Source organism: Lactobacillus sp. M0390, assembly GCF_016102085.1.
GTDB classification, from domain to species: domain Bacteria; phylum Bacillota; class Bacilli; order Lactobacillales; family Lactobacillaceae; genus Lactobacillus; species Lactobacillus apis.
Map to the genome: position 1 here is coordinate 1 of NZ_JACFPH010000004.1, position 16,347 is coordinate 16,347.

A 16,347-nucleotide genomic window follows, 5' to 3' on the forward strand; every position below is an offset into this window, starting at 1 on the left:
CATATGCCAGCTGGCGTACAGGAAACTGGGCAAGAGTAACAGTACCAAAACTAAAGGGTTATACTGCAAGTAGTGCCTTTGTTCCTGCAGAAAAAGTAACAAGTGATAGTCAAGACCAGCAAGTAGATATTTACTACACTGCTGATAAGTAATAAGGAGGTTTCTAGATTTAAATAATTTAGAAACCTTTTTTGTTGAAAAATTTCCAGAGTTCACAGAAAATTCATAAAAAGTTCAAATAAATATGTAATCATATAGTTAAATAATAATCGTTATTTAAAATGGAGGAGAAAAATGAATAGTAGAAATAGAAGTCTACTTATTTCGTCTGCAGTTGCAGGACTAGTATGTGGAGTTGCCTTAACTCAACAACAAGTAAAGGCGGCAACAGAAGATCCAGCAACAAGCAGTGAAAAAGTAGTAGAAGTGCAGGCTCCAGGAAGTAAGACTGAAGCAGATACAAGTGTTAATGATTCAAATGGACTAACTGATGCAGATGCAAATAGTGGAAGCGAAATAAATACCACCACTAACGAGTCTACTGAAGTAGATAAAAACGTTACTAATCGTCAATCAACTGAAGCTAAGCAGCAGGTATCAATCAAGGCAGGCCAGGGCAGTGAAGTAATTGACCAAGGAACATGGGGTACGAGTAAGTGGGAATACACTCGTGAGGGTGACGACTACGTTTTACATTTGCATGAAGGAACTTTAGGATTACCAAAATGGTATTCTGATAAATTTGCATATGCAGGTGTAGGCCAGCTAAATGAAAACTTTAAGAACCAATTAACTAAGATTAAATTTGATTCTGGTGTAATTGCAAACCAAAATTCGGCAGGTTTATTTTATGGTTTAACTAATTTGAAATCAATTGAAGGATTAGAAAATCTTGACACTTCAAATGTAACGAATATGCGCCAAATGTTTGAAGATTCTTCGAATTTGACTGAACTGGATTTAAGCAAATTTAATACGTCAAAAGTTACTAATATGTATAATATGTTTATGGGGTGTACTAATCTAAAGAGCTTAGATTTGAGCAGTTTTGATACATCAAAAGTCACAGATATGTGGAGAATGTTTTTTGGATGTGAAAAATTAATTAGCATCGATGTAAGTCATTTTAATACTTCAAATGTAACGACTATGAGTGAAATGTTCTTAGGCTGTAAGAAATTAGAGGAAGTTGATGTAAGCAATTTTGATACTTCAAATGTAACAGATATGTCCTGGATGTTTGAGCAATGCTATAGTTTAAAGACTATTGATGTAAGTAATTTCGATACTTCAAATGTAACAGATATGTCCTGGATGTTTGACGGCTGTTATAGTTTGAAGAACATTGATGTAAGTAATTTTGATACTTCTAAAGTGACAAAGATGAATTCTATGTTTATGGGGTGTTCTAATTTAAAAAGCATTAATGTAAGTAATTTCGATACTTCAAATGTAACAGATATGTCATTTATGTTTGACAGTTGCTCTAGTTTAAAGAACATTAATGTAAGTAATTTCAATACTTCGAATGTAACAGATATACATTCAATGTTCTATAGCTGCCATAGCTTGGAAAATATTGATTTAAGTCACTTTGATACTTCTAAAGTAGAAGAAATGACATTTATGTTTAATAGCTGTTGGAGTTTAACTGACTTAGATTTAAGCAACTTTGATACTTTTAATGTAACAGATATGAAGCATATGTTTAGAGGCGATGATAAATTAGACCACTTAGTTCTCGGTATAAATACTAAGTTCTCAGCTGATACTGCTTTACCTGTAAATCAAGCTAATGGTAAGAAGATTATGTGGAAAGCTACAGAGGGCTATCAAAAGGGTAAGCGTTACAGTTCAGATGAGTTAATGGCAATGCCAGGTCGTGACCAAGTTACTACTTATGACTGGTCAAATGAGAAGAATATCATCAAAACAACTACTGAAAGTAAAACTGTAACCCGCTTAATTAACATTCACCAACCAGTTGGTGGAGTTAAGAGTGTTGAACAAACTGCTGTAATTAGTAGAGCGGTCAATACATATGATGATGGCACTACTGATTATGGTGAATGGTCAAAATCACAATGGAATGCCTGTGAGATTCCAACATTTGCAGGATATGAAGCAAATATCAAAGAGATACCAGCTCAAGTTGTAACTGATCAAACCACCAATCAAACCATTGATGTTACTTATGGCCCTGCTAAGCAAATCGTTACTATTCAATATATCGATAAGGGCAATGTAATTGGTACCCAACAAATAAGAGGTGAAATTGGCGAGAAGATTAAGCCAAACTATGAAGTACCAGCTGGATACATCTTAGTTTGTCCGCCAACCATAATTACAGTAGATAAATCAGGAAATCAAGTAGTTAAAATTAACGTTAAGCATGAGATTGTCAAGGGAACAGAAAGTAGAACTGTAACGAGAACAATCAATGTGCATCAACCAGACGGTTCAGTTACAACTACTAAGCAGGTAGTAACGCTTAGCCGTTCGTATACAGAGGATAAAGCGACCGGACAAAAGACATATGCCAGCTGGCGTACAGGAAACTGGGCAAGAGTAACAGTACCAAAACTAAAGGGTTATACTGCAAGTAGTGCCTTTGTTCCTGCAGAAAAAGTAACAAGTGATAGTCAAGATCAACTAGTAGATATTTACTACACTGCTGATAAGTAATAAGGAGGTTTCTAGATTTAAATAATTTAGAAACCTTTTTTGTTGAAAAATTTCCAGAGTTCACAGAAAATTCATAAAAAGTTCAAATAAATATGTAATCATATAGTTAAATAATAATCGTTATTTAAAATGGAGGAGAAAAATGAATAGTAGAAATAGAAGTCTACTTATTTCGTCTGCAGTTGCAGGACTAGTATGTGGAGTTGCCTTAACTCAGCAACAAGTAAAAGCAGCAACAGAAGATCCAGCAGCAAGCAGTGAAAAAGTAGTAGAAGTGCAGGCTCCAGGAAGTAAGACTGAAACGGATGCAAATGGTAATAATTCAAATGGAATAAATGATACAGATGCAAGTAGTAGTAATTCAACTAGTGAAAGCGCGGAAAATAGCTCCACTAACCAGTCTACTGAAGTAGATAAAAATGTTACTAATAGTCAATCAACAGAAGCTAAGCAGCAGGTATCAACCAAGGCAGTCCAGGGCAGTGAAGTAATTGACCAAGGAACATGGGGTACAAGTAAATGGGAATACACTCGTGAGGGTGATGACTACGTTTTACATTTGCATGAAGGAACTTTAGGATTACCAAAATGGTATTCTGATAAATTTGTTAGTGCAGGTGTAGGACAGCTGAATGCAAACTTTAAGAATCAATTAACTAAGATTAAATTTGATTCTGGTGTAATTGCAAATCAGGATTCGGCCGGTTTATTTTGTGGATTAACTAATTTGAAGTCAATTGAGGGTTTAGCCAATCTAAACACTTCTAATGTAACAAGCATGTATGCGATGTTTCAAGACTGCTCTAATTTGACTGAATTAGATTTGAGCAAATTTAATACATCAAAAGTTATTAATATGTATGCGATGTTTTATAGATGTACTAATCTTAACAGCTTAGATTTGAGCAGTTTTGATACATCAAAAGTCACAGATATGTGGAGAATGTTTTCTGGATGTGAAAAATTATTTAGCATCGATGTAAGTCATTTTGATACTTCCAACGTTATAAACATGCAAGATATGTTCGGTTCATGTAAAAGCTTAGAAGAACTCGATTTAAGCAACTTTGAAACATCAAAGGTTACAAATATGAGAGATATGTTTTACGGGTGTTCTAGTTTAAAGAGTATTAATGTAAGTAATTTCGATACTTCAAATGTAACAAATATGTCCTGGATGTTTGAATCATGCTATAGTTTAAAGACTATTGATTTAAGCAATTTCAATACCTCGAATGTAACAGATATGCATTCAATGTTCTATAGCTGCCATAGCTTGGAAAATATTGATTTAAGTCACTTTGATACTTCTAAAGTAGAAGAAATGACATTTATGTTTAATAGCTGTTGGAGTTTAACTGACTTAGATTTAAGCAACTTTGATACTTCAAATGTGACAGATATGTCATATATGTTTAATGGTTGTTGGAGTTTAATTAGCTTGAATCTAGGTAACTTCGATACTTTTAATGTAACAGATATGAAGTATATGTTTAGTGGCGATAATAAACTAGATCACTTAGTTCTTGGGGTAAATACTAAGTTCTTAGATGATACTGCTTTACCTGTAAATCAAGCTAATGGTAAGAAGATTATGTGGAAAGCTACCGAGGGCTATCAAAAGGGCAAGCGTTACAGTTCAGATGAGTTAATGGCAATGCCAGGTCGTGACCAAGTTACTACTTATGACTGGTCAAATGAGAAGAATATCATCAAAACAACTACTGAAAGTAAAACTGTAACCCGCTTAATTAACATTCACCAACCAGTTGGTGGAGTTAAGAGTGTTGAACAAACTGCTGTAATTAGCAGATCAGTCAATACATATGATGATGGCACTACTGATTATGGTGAATGGTCAAAATCACAATGGAATGCCTGTGAGATTCCAACATTTGCAGGATATGAAGCAAATATCAAAGAGATACCAGCTCAAGTTGTAACTGACCAAACCACCAATCAAACCATTGATGTTACTTATGGCCCTGCTAAGCAAATCGTTACTATTCAATATATCGATAAGGGCAATGTAATTGGTACCCAACAAATAAGTGGTGAAATTGGTGAGAAGATCAAGCCAAACTATGAAGTACCAGCCGGATACATTTTAGTTTGTCCGCCAACCATAATTACAGTAGATAAATCAGGAAATCAAGTAGTTAAAATTAACGTTAAGCATGAGATTGTCAAGGGAACAGAAAGTAGAACTGTAACGAGAACAATCAATGTGCATCAACCAGACGGTTCAGTTACAACTACTAAGCAGGTAGTAACGCTTAGCCGTTCATATACAGAAGATAAAGCGACCGGACAAAAGACATATGCCAGCTGGCGTACAGGAAACTGGGCAAGAGTAACAGTACCAAAACTAAAGGGTTATACTGCAAGCAGTGCTTTTATTCCGGCAGAAAAAGTAACAAGTGATAGTCAAGATCAACAAGTGGATATTTACTACACTGCTGATAAGTAATAAAGAGGTTTCTAGATTTGAATAATTTAGAAACCTTTTTTTGTTGAAAAAATATAAGTGTAATCATATAATTAAATAATATATGTTATTTAAATCGGAGGTAAAAATGAACAGTAGAAACAGGAGTCTACTTATTTCGTCTGCAGTTGCAGGACTAGTATGTGGAGTTGCCTTAACTCAACAACAAGTAAAGGCTGCAACAGAAAATCCAGTAGCAAGCAGTGAAAAAGTAGTAGAAGTGCAGGCTCCAGGAAGTAAGACTGAAGCAGATACAAGTATTAATGATACAAATGGACTAACTGATGCAGATGCAAATAGTAGTAATTCAGCCAGTGGAAATGAGGAAAATAGCTCCACTAACGAGTCTACTGAAGTAGATAAAAACGTTACTAATAGTCAATCAACAAAAGCTAAGCAGCAGGTATCAACCAAGGCAGGCCAGGGTAGTGAAGTGATTGACCAAGGAACATGGGGTACAAGTAAATGGGAATACACTCGTGAGGGTGATGACTACGTTTTACATTTGCATGAAGGAACTTTAGGGTCGCCTAGTGATATTTCTGATGAAAATTGTCGTGTAGGTGTAGGTGTACTCCAATTAAATGAAAACTTTAGGAATCAATTAACTAAAATAAACATCGATCCAGGTGTAATTGCAAATGAATGTTCGAATGGTTTATTTTATGGTTTGACTAAATTGACTTCAATTGAAGGATTAGAAAATCTAGATACTTCAAAAGTTTATAGTATGTATAGTATGTTTAAAGATTGTTCTAGTCTAACCAAAATAGATTTGTCACACTTTAATACTTCAATAGTATTTGAATATAGTGAAATGTTCCGCGGTTGTACTAATTTGGTTAGTATAGATTTAAGCAATTTTTCAACTCCTCCTGAGCTTGGAGGACCTAGTACTATAGATATGTTTGATAACTGTATAAGTTTAACTGATTTGAAACTTGGTGCCTTAATTTCTGGTGATGCGTTTGAAATGTTCGCTAATTGTACTAGTCTAACAAGTTTGGATTTAAGCAAGTTTATTATGCCAACGGGAATGACCACAGGCATGTTTAAAAATTGCAGTAAGCTTAATCATTTAATTATTGGACCTAATTATACAAGCTTAATTAACACCAAATTACCTATTCCTCCAGTTGGTACTGTGATTCCAGGTACTAATAAAAAAGTCGCAGCTCCATATTGGGTAGCAACAGAAGGATATCAAAAAGGACAACTTTATACTTCAGAAGAGTTAGTATCACTAGAAGGACGTGATCAAGTTACTATTTATGATTGGGTTTCTACTGATCAGACAGCCAAAGAATCAACTGAGAATAAGGCTGTGACACGATTAATTAGCATCCATTTGCCAAATGGTGGACTTCAAAATGTCCCACAATCTGCAATTATTAGTCGCAAAGTTTATACATATGAAGATGGCTCCGTGGATTATGGTGACTGGACAACAGCTCAGTGGGATGCATATGAAGTGCCCGTTTTTTCAGGTTATAAACCAAGTAGTAAAGAAATTCCCGCCCAAGCTGTAACTGGGACAACTGTAGACCAAACGGTTGATATTTACTATACTCCTGCAAAGCAAGTAGTGACTATTCAATATTTAGATAAGGGAAAAATTGTTGGAACGCAGCAGGTAAGTGGTGAAATTGGCGAAAAGATTAAGCCAAACTATGAAGTACCAGATGGATATGTAGCAGTTTGCCCACCGTCTACCATTACAGTTAATAAATCAGGAAATCAAATAGTTAAAGTCAATGTTAAACATCAACTTGTTCAAACTAGTGAATTAAAGACTTTGACAAGGACAATAAATCTCCATTTACCAAATAATAGTGATCAAGTTTACAGCCAAATTGCTACAATTACTCGTCTTGTCACTGAAGATAAAGTAACAGGACAAAAGACATATAGTGCTTGGAAAACTGCAAAATGGGATAGATTTGAAGTGCCAAAATTTGCTGGTTATACTGCAACAAGTGCGGTAATTGCGGCTAAGACAGTTACAAGTACAAGTAAAAATGAAGTAATAGATATATATTACACAGCTAATAAGTAATAAAGAGGTTTCTAGATTTAAATAATTTAGAAACCTTTTTTGTTGAAAAATTTACAAAGTTCACAGAAAATTCACAAAAAGTTCAAATAAATATGTAATCATATAGTTAAATAATAATCGTTATTTAAATTGGAGGTAAAAATGAACAGTAGAAACAGAAGTCTACTTATTTCGTCTGCAGTTGCAGGACTAGTATGTGGAGTTGCCTTAACTCAACAACAGGTGAAGGCAGCAACAGAAGATTCAGCAGCAAGCAGTGAAAAAGTAGTAGAAGTGCAGGCTCCAGGAAGTAAGACTGAAGCAGATACAAGTGTTAATGATGCAAATGGACTAACTGATGCAGATGCAAATAGTAATTCAACTAGTGGAAGCGAAATAAATACCACCACTAACGAGTCTACTGAAGTAGATAAAAACGTTACTAATACTCAATCAACAGAAGCTAAGCAGCAGGTATCAGCCAAGGCAGGCCAGGGCAGTGAAGTAATTGACCAAGGAACATGGGGTACAAGTAAATGGGAATACACTCGTGAGGGTGACGACTACGTTTTACATTTGCATGAAGGAACTTTAGGGACACCTAAGTTTTTAGGTATAAATCAATTAAATTCAAATTTTAGGAATCAACTAACTAGAATAAAAATTGATTCAGGTGTAATTGCAAATGAAGATTCCTTAGGTTTATTTAGCGGCTTGACTAAATTAAACTCAATTGAGGGCTTAGCCAATCTGGACACTTCAAATGTAGCGAATATGTACCAAATGTTTAAAGATTCTTCGAATTTAACAGAACTGGATTTGAGTAAATTTAATACGTCAAAAGTTACTAATATGTATGCAATGTTTGATGGATGTACTAATCTAACAAATTTAGATTTGAGTAAATTTAATACGTCAAAAGTTACTAATATGTCTGCAATGTTTTATGGATGTACTAATCTAACAAATTTAGATTTGAGCAGATTTAAGACATCAGAAGTAGAAGGTATGGCTGATATGTTTACAAACTGTACTAGCTTAACAAAATTAGATTTGAGTAGTTTTGATACGTCGGCTGTCATTGGTATGATAGACATGTTTTATGGATGTAAGGAATTAACTAACATAGATGTAAGTCATTTTAATACTTCGAATGTAAAGAATATGAGATGTATGTTCTACAACTGTGAAAAATTGGAAGAAGTTGATGTAAGCAATTTTGACACTTCAAATGTAACAAATATGTCCTCAATGTTTGACGGTTGCTATAGTTTAAAGAACATAGATGTAAGTAACTTTAATACCTCAAATGTAACAAATATGTGCGCAATGTTTGAAAGTTGCTCTAGTTTAAAGGGTATAGATGTAAGTCATTTTAATACTTCGAATGTAACGACTATGAGTGAAATGTTCTTAGGCTGTAAGAAATTAGAGGAAGTTGATGTAAGCAATTTTGATACTTCAAATGTAACAGATATGTCCTGGATGTTTGACGGTTGCTCTAGTTTAAAGACTATTGATGTAAGTAATTTCAATACTTCAAATGTAACAGAAATGTATGCAATGTTCAGGGGTTGCTCTAATATAGTCAGTCTAGACTTAAGTAGCTTTGATACTTCTAAAGTGACAGATATGGCATCTATGTTTAATGGTTGTCGTAGTTTGAAGAACAATGATGTAAGTAACTTCAATACTTCAAACGTAACAAATATGTCCTTGATGTTTGAGGAATGTTGGAATTTAACTGATTTAGATTTAAGCAACTTTGACACGTCAAAAGTAGAAATAATGGTGTCTATGTTTTATAATTGTGTAAGTCTAATTGATTTAAATCTAAGTAATTTCGATACTTTTAATGTGACAGATATGAGGTATATGTTTAGTGGCGATGATAAATTAGACCACTTAGTTCTCGGTATAAATACTAAGTTCTCAGCTGATACTGCTTTGCCTGTAAATCAAGCTAATGGTAAGAAGATTATGTGGAAAGCTACAGAGGGCTATCAAAAGGGCAAGCGTTACAGTTCAGATGAGTTAATGGCAATGCCAGGTCGCGACCAAGTTACCATTTATGAATGGTCAAATGAGAAGAATATCATCAAAACAACTACTGAAAGTAAAACTGTAACCCGCTTAATTAACATTCACCAACCAGTTGGTGGAGTTAAGAGTGTTGAACAAACTGCTGTAATTAGTAGAGCTGTCAATACATATGATGATGGCACTACTGATTATGGTGAATGGTCAAAATCACAATGGAATGCCTGTGAAATTCCAACATTTGCAGGATATGAAGCAAATATCAAAGAGATACCAGCTCAAGCTGTAACTGATCAAACCACCAATCAAACCATTGATGTTACTTATGGCCCTGCCAAACAAATCGTTACTATTCAATATATCGATAAGGGCAATGTAATTGGTACCCAACAAATAAGAGGTGAAATTGGCGAGAAGATTAAGCCAAACTATGAAGTACCAGCTGGATACATCTTAGTTTGTCCGCCAACCATAATTACAGTAGATAAATCAGGAAATCAAGTAGTTAAAATTAACGTTAAGCATGAGATTGTCAAGGGAACAGAAAGTAGAACTGTAACGAGAACAATCAATGTGCATCAACCAGACGGTTCAGTTACAACTACTAAGCAGGTAGTAACGCTTAGCCGTTCGTATACAGAGGATAAAGCGACCGGACAAAAGACATATGCCAGCTGGCGTACAGGAAACTGGGCAAGAGTAGCAGTACCAAAACTAAAGGGTTATACTGCAAGCAGTGCTTTTGTTCCAGCAGAAAAAGTAACAAGTGATAGTCAAGATCAACTAGTAGATATATATTACACAGCTAATAAGTAATAAAGGGGTTTCTAGATTTAAATAATTTAGAAACCTTTTTTGTTGGAAAAATTTCCAGAGTTCACAGAAAATTCACAAAAAGTTCAAATAAATATGTAATCATATAGTTAAATAATAATCGTTATTTAAAACGGAGGGAAAAATGAACAGTAGAAACAGAAATCTACTTATTTCGTCTGCAGTTGCAGGACTAGTATGTGGAGTTGCCTTAACTCAACAACAGGTGAAGGCAGCAACAGAAGATTCAGCAGCAAGCAGTGAAAAAGTAGTAGAAGTGCAGGCTCCAGGAAGTAAGACTGAAGCAGATACAAGTGTTAATGATGCAAATGGACTAACTGATGCAGATGTAAATAGTAGTAATTCAAATAGTGGAAGCGCCGAAAATAGCTCCACTAACGAGTCTGCTGAAGTAGATAAAAATGGAATTAACACTCAATCAACAGAAGCTAAGCAGCAAGTATCAACTAAGACCGGCCAAGGCAATGAGTTAATTGACCAAGGAACATGGGGTACAAGTAAGTGGGAATACACTCGTGAGGGTGATGACTACGTTTTACATTTGCATGAAGGTATTCTAGGATCACCTAATTATTCTATAGAAGAATATGCTGGAGTAGGCGTAGGACAATTAAATGCAAACTTTAAGAATCAATTAACCAAGATTAAATTTGATTCAGGAGTAATTGCAAACCAAAATTCGACTGGTTTATTTTATGGCTTAACTAATTTGAAATCAATTGAGGGTTTAGCCAATCTAGACACTTCTAATGTAACGAATATGAGTCAAATGTTTCAAGATTCTTCGAATTTGACTGAATTAGATTTGAGCAAACTTAATACAGCAAAAGTTACTGATATGTACGCAATGTTTTATGGGTGCACTAATCTTAACAGCTTAGATTTAAGCAGTTTTGATACATCGGCAGTTACAGATATGATGAGGATGTTTGCTGGATGTAAAAAATTAACTAGTGTTGATGTAAGTAACTTTAATACTTCAAATGTAACAAGAATGACATTTATGTTTGACAGATGCTCTAGCTTAAAGAACATTAATGTAAGTAATTTTGATACTTCAAATGTAACAATTATGCCTTGGATGTTTAATGGTTGTCATAGTTTGAAGAACATTGATGTAAGCAATTTTGACACATCAAAAGTGACAGACATGTCTGAGATGTTTGGTAGCTGCCATAGCTTGGAAAATATTAATTTAAGTAACTTTAATACTTCAAATGTAACAAACATGTCATTTATGTTTGACAGTTGCTCTAGTTTAAAGAACATTAATGTAAGTAATTTCGACACTTCTAAAGTGACAGGTATGCCTTGGATGTTTAATGGCTGTCATAGTTTGAAGAACATTGATTTGAGCAATTTCAATACATCAAATGTAACAGATATGTATTCAATGTTTAATGGATGTTGGAATTTAACTGATTTAGATTTAAGCCACTTTGATACGTCAAAAGTAAAAAGAATGACATTTATGTTTAATGGCTGTTCTGACTTAGTCAGTCTAAACTTAAGTAATTTCGATACTTTTAATGTGACAGATATGAAGTATATGTTTAGTGGCGATAATAAATTAGACCACTTAGTTCTCGGTATAAATACTAAGTTCTCAGCTGATACTGCTTTACCTGTAAATCAAGCTAATGGTAAGAAGATTATGTGGAAAGCTACAGAGGGCTATCAAAAGGGTAAGCGTTACAGTTCAGATGAGTTAATGGCAATGCCAGGTCGTGACCAAGTTACTACTTATGACTGGTCAAATGAGAAGAATATCATCAAAACAACTACTGAAAGTAAAACTGTAACCCGTTTAATTAACATTCACCAACCAGTTGGTGGAGTTAAGAGTGTTGAACAAACTGCTGTAATTAGCAGAGCGGTCAATACATATGATGATGGCACTACTGATTATGGTGAATGGTCAAAATCACAATGGAATGCCTGTGAGATTCCAACATTTGCAGGTTATGAAGCAAATATCAAAGAGATACCAGCTCAAGTTGTAACTGACCAAACCACCAATCAAACCATTGATGTTACTTATGGCCCTGCTAAACAAATCGTTACTATTCAATATATCGATAAGGGCAATGTAATTGGTACCCAACAAATAAGTGGTGAAATTGGTGAGAAGATCAAGCCAAACTATGAAGTACCAGCCGGATACATTTTAGTTTGTCCGCCAACCATAATTACAGTAGATAAATCAGGAAATCAAGTAGTTAAAATTAACGTTAAGCATGAGATTGTCAAGGGAACAGAAAGTAGAACTGTAACTAGAACAATCAATGTGCATCAACCAGACGGTTTAGTTACAACTACTAAACAGGTAGTAACGCTTAGCCGTTCATATACAGAAGATAAAGCGACGGGACAAAAGACATATGCCAGCTGGCGTACAGGAAACTGGGCAAGAGTAACAGTACCAAAACTAAAGGGTTATACTGCAAGTAGTGCCTTTGTTCCGGCAGAAAAAGTAACAAGTGATAGTCAAGATCAACAAGTGGATATTTACTACACAGCTAATAAGTAATAAAGTTTTTTTAACCAAGTAAAAAGGAGCTCCTTTGAGCTCCTTTTTTGTATCTAATTGAAGGAATCAAGGCTTTATACTTGGTTTAGAGTTAGTTCACCGTGGTCATAACGATTTCGCGTTTGGGAGTACTCAAAGGGGATACCATTAGTCAAATAACAAACTTGTTCAACTTCAAAAACCGGATCAGTTTTGCTGCACTTTAAATATAGCTGATCATACGCATCTGGTTTATCAGCACGAAGAATTCTATTGGCCTTGCCAACTTTTAAATGAAGCGTATTTTCAATATATCCATAAACTGACTTCCTAAGAACTTCTTCAGTAATACCTGGAATAACCTTTACAGGCATCACTGTATATTCAAGACGTACCGGAAAATCACTTAACAAGCGTTGCCTAATTATGTCATATACTAAATCGCTGCGACTAATTTTTAAAAGAGCAACTTCTTTATCAGTTGGTTCGCGGAGGTCAAATGACACAATGTGATTGGTTAATAGAGCCGTGTTCTTGATTCGTTCGGTAAAGCCGACGTGCTCATTAGCATTATCCTTTTTGGCAATTTCAACTTCTTTTTCTGTCAAAATCAGGGTTCCGTGGCCACGAATCGGTTTGACAACGTTTTGATAGCTCAGAAAGCGAATGGCTTTTACAATTGTAACTTTACTAGTTGCATAATCTGTTGCTAGCTGGTCGATATGAGGTAGCTCTTTTTGATATTTATGCATTAGAATATCTTCTTCAATTTTGTTAGCAATTTTTATGTATTTAGGTCTTGTGATCATCATGCACCTCCAATTGTAAGTAAACTATTTACTTTACTTACAGCTTGCCAATCATTTACTTAAAAAGCAAGATGAAATATGATTATTTTTGAAAGCGCTTTTAATAAATAGAAAGAAGTTATGATAATGACAAAATTTTTCTGGGGCAATTCCAGTTCAAGTATGCAAACAGAAGGTGGGTGGAACGAAGGCGGTAAGAGTTTATCTGTTTATGATGTTCGTAAGTCCGGCCCGCATATTAGTGACTGGCACTTTGCAAATGATAACTACCATCACTTTGATGAAGACTTTGATTACATGAAAGATCTTGGAATGAATATGTATCGGTTCCAGATTTCTTGGTCACGTGTCATCAAGGATGGCGACGGTGAAGTTAATGAGGAAGGGCTTAAATATTATGACAAGCTAGTAGATGGTCTACTAGCACGCAATATTGAGCCAATGATATGTCTTTACCATTTTGATATGCCTTTACACTTAGCAGAAGATTACAACGGTTTTATTAGTAAAAAAGTGTGTGAAGACTTTATTCGCTATAGCAAGATCGTGATCGATCACTTTGCAGATCGAGTTAAGTACTGGATTACTTTTAATGAACAAAACTTGTATCACACTTCGGGTGTATTTCAAATTGCTGGTTATTTAAAAGGTGATAAGACTTTAACCGATATTTATCAAATTGCTCATAATGTTATGTACTGTCATGCGGTGGTTGCTAATTATTTACATGATCAAACAGATGCAAAAATTGGTGGGATGTTAGCTTACAACCAAGTTTATGGTGCAACTGCAAATCCTGCTGATGTCTTTGCGGCACATCAAATAGACGAATTCCTGAACTTTGATTTACTAGATGCGTTTAGCTACGGTAAGTACTCAGATGCAGTAATTAATTTTGTTAAACAGAATAAGTTAGAACTTGATGTTAATGACAAAGAAATGGCAGAAATTTCACGCCTTAAGAGTGATTTCCTGAGTTTTAGTTACTATGCTTCCAGTACGATTGATGCAAGTAAGATACCTGCTGGCACAGCACCAAATCTCTACCAGGATTATGGCAAAAAGGACAATCCTTATCTCAAAACGACCGAGTGGGGTTGGCAAATTGATCCCTTAGGTTTCCGTGATGTTTTAAGCAAGATCTATCTACGCTACCACTTACCTGTATTTCCAATTGAAAATGGGATTGGTGTGCGTGAGAAGTGGGATGGAGAACATCCTATTAACGATGATTACCGAATTGAATATCACCGCAATCATATTAAAGCTATGAAAGCAGCGATTGAAGAAGATGGAGTGGAAGTTATCGGCTACCTTGGCTGGGGACTAATTGATATTTTGAGTTCGCAAGGTGATATGGAGAAACGCTATGGCGTGGTTTATGTTAACCGAACGAATCATGACTTGCGCGATATGAAGCGCGTACCTAAGAAAAGCTATTATTGGCTCCAAAAAGTAATTAAGTCTAACGGACAAGACTTATCTTAAACATGTGAGGTGTTAAATATGAATGACGTTAGTAATACACAAGCTCATCCAAAGCTGCAACGGTTTTTGGATAAGTTTACGGACATATCTGTAAAAATTGGAAATCAAGTTCATTTGCGTTCTTTGCGAGATGCCTTTGCCACACTGATGCCGATGTTTATCTTGGCCGGAGTAGCAGTATTTTTTAACAACGTATTATTTACTTGGGTGCTCAAGGGCGACATGTTAGCAAAGTTTCAAGTATTTGGAACATCTTTAACCAACGGAACGCTAAACGTTGCAAGTATCCTAATTGCGCCAATGATTGCATACTATTTGGCCAAAAACAAGTCTTACGATAGTCCAATTTCAGCGGCGGCAATTGCTCTTTCCGCAGTTTTTATCATGTTGGCTATCCACGTTAGTGTGACTCCAGATGGAGCAAAAAAGGCAGTAGAAGTTACAGGAGCAGTGCTATATTCTCAAGTTGGTACAACGGGGATGTTTGCAGGTATTATTATCGGTTTATTGGCAACTGAAATATACTTACGACTTTCAAAAGTTAAAGCTTTAAAGATTAACTTAGGGGATCAAGTTCCACCTGCCGTAGGTCAGAGTTTTTCTGTTTTACTACCATCCTTATTAACGCTGGGATTATTTGGTGTATTTGCAGCAGTATTGGCATACTTCAATGCTGACTTGGTAACACTTATCTCACGGTTAATTCAAGAGCCATTGCGTTCAGTTAATACGTCACTGCCAGGATTCCTGCTAATCTACTCAACCGGTAATTTCTTATATACATTAGGAATTCACCAAACTGTAATTAATGGCTCCTTACTTGATCCGTTGAACTTGGTTAATATGAATGAAAATATGGCTGCTGTTCAAGCGGGCAAACAGGCTACACATATTATTAACACAGACTTCGTAACTGTTTATTCACAAATGGGTGGAACAGGTTTAACAATTGCCCTAATTATTGCCGTTTTGCTAGTTTCACACTATAAACCATATAAGGATGTAGTTAAATTGGCAGTTATCCCAGGAATTTTTGAAATCAATGAACCAATTATCTTTGGTTTCCCAATTGTCTTTAACATTCCAATGATTATTCCATTTGTTTTGAGCCCTGTTATTGGCTCGTTAATCGGCTACTTTGCAACTGCAATTGGTTTTGTAAAACCTTTGGCATACTTAGTTCCTTGGACTACACCACCAATTTTAAGTGGTTTGCTGGCCAGTGGTGGAGACTGGAAAGTAGTGCTAGTTCAAATCGTTATTTTAGTGGTCTGTACCTTGTTCTATATTCCATTTATCAAGATTTCAGAACGTGTTGCATTGAAGCAGGCTGAGCTAAATAATCAGTAGATTGATTCTAGCACTTAACAAAAGAAACTAATTTCTTCCTTGTTACATAACAGAAAAAGGTTAATTATTAGAATTCTCAATGTTACAATAGTAAATGATATTTTTAGAA

At 35.2% G+C, this 16,347-nt stretch carries 8 protein-coding genes; 7 read left to right on the forward strand and 1 reads right to left on the reverse strand.

Features of this window, described 5'->3' with window-relative positions:
• The first annotated feature begins 294 nt into the window (after positions 1-294).
• The 5 genes from H3R25_RS07430 to H3R25_RS07450 all read left to right on the forward strand — a co-directional run bounded on the left by H3R25_RS07430 (position 295) and on the right by H3R25_RS07450 (position 12,612).
• Positions 295-2,685, forward strand: a complete 2,391-nt coding sequence (locus H3R25_RS07430) for a BspA family leucine-rich repeat surface protein (protein ID WP_198194799.1) — start codon at positions 295-297, stop codon at positions 2,683-2,685.
• A gap of 142 nt (positions 2,686-2,827) precedes the next feature.
• Positions 2,828-5,155, forward strand: coding sequence for a BspA family leucine-rich repeat surface protein (locus H3R25_RS07435; RefSeq protein ID WP_198194801.1), 2,328 nt, complete (start codon positions 2,828-2,830; stop codon positions 5,153-5,155).
• A 106-nt stretch (positions 5,156-5,261) separates the two neighbouring features.
• Positions 5,262-7,229 carry a BspA family leucine-rich repeat surface protein gene (locus tag H3R25_RS07440; RefSeq protein ID WP_198194803.1) on the forward strand — a complete coding sequence of 656 codons (1,968 nt, stop codon included), beginning with the start codon at positions 5,262-5,264 and terminating at the stop codon, positions 7,227-7,229.
• Positions 7,230-7,370: 141 nt separating this feature from the next.
• A complete protein-coding gene (locus H3R25_RS07445) occupies positions 7,371-10,064 on the forward strand; it encodes a BspA family leucine-rich repeat surface protein (protein WP_198194805.1) in 2,694 nt (897 codons plus the stop codon).
• Positions 10,065-10,206: 142 nt separating this feature from the next.
• Positions 10,207-12,612 carry a BspA family leucine-rich repeat surface protein gene (locus H3R25_RS07450; RefSeq protein ID WP_198194807.1) on the forward strand — a complete coding sequence of 802 codons (2,406 nt, stop codon included), beginning with the start codon at positions 10,207-10,209 and terminating at the stop codon, positions 12,610-12,612.
• A gap of 74 nt (positions 12,613-12,686) precedes the next feature.
• Here H3R25_RS07450 and H3R25_RS07455 read toward each other — a convergent pair whose 3' ends face one another.
• A complete protein-coding gene (locus tag H3R25_RS07455; RefSeq protein WP_074426321.1) occupies positions 12,687-13,400 on the reverse strand; it encodes a GntR family transcriptional regulator in 714 nt (237 codons plus the stop codon).
• 126 nt (positions 13,401-13,526) lie between these two features.
• Here H3R25_RS07455 and H3R25_RS07460 point away from each other — a divergent pair, with 126 nt between their 5' ends.
• Both H3R25_RS07460 and H3R25_RS07465 read left to right on the forward strand, forming a co-directional pair.
• Positions 13,527-14,888: a glycoside hydrolase family 1 protein gene (locus H3R25_RS07460; RefSeq protein WP_198194809.1), complete on the forward strand. Its 1,362-nt coding sequence runs from the start codon at positions 13,527-13,529 to the stop codon at positions 14,886-14,888.
• Positions 14,889-14,906: 18 nt separating this feature from the next.
• The gene (locus H3R25_RS07465) at positions 14,907-16,238 is read left to right on the forward strand and encodes a PTS sugar transporter subunit IIC (protein WP_046307477.1); all 1,332 of its coding nucleotides are present in this window, start codon (positions 14,907-14,909) and stop codon (positions 16,236-16,238) included.
• Positions 16,239-16,347 lie beyond the last annotated feature (109 nt).